This window comes from Tritonibacter sp. SIMBA_163 (assembly GCF_046535935.1).
GTDB classification, from domain to species: Bacteria; Pseudomonadota; Alphaproteobacteria; order Rhodobacterales; family Rhodobacteraceae; genus Epibacterium; species Epibacterium scottomollicae.
Map to the genome: position 1 here is coordinate 1 of NZ_JAWJBP010000667.1, position 262 is coordinate 262.

At 34.0% G+C, this 262-nt stretch carries 1 protein-coding gene; it reads left to right on the forward strand.

Going from position 1 to position 262, the window contains the following annotated elements; all coding sequences use genetic code 11:
* Window positions 1–219: hypothetical protein (locus R0J92_RS23975; protein WP_411053520.1), on the forward strand; the 219-nt coding region annotated here is incomplete at its 5' end.
* Between the last annotated feature and the right edge of the window lie 43 nt (window positions 220–262).

Below are 262 nucleotides of genomic sequence, written 5' to 3' on the forward strand. Positions count from 1 at the left end.
AATATGAAAGATATGGGAGTAAAAATGATGTGGATTGTGCCTAATATTTTGCTCTATCTTTTAGCCATCGGAGTGTTATGGGTTATGATTGTTAATGCTCAAACCATGCAAGAAATTAGTTATTTGGGGATTTGGATCATTGGTTTGCTGCTTCTTTTATTAGTGAACTTTTTCGAATCCTATCAAATAGCAAGCTGGATAAAACAAGGAAAGATGTAAATCCTTCTTCCATTGCACAAAGGGACGTAAATATACCTTATTG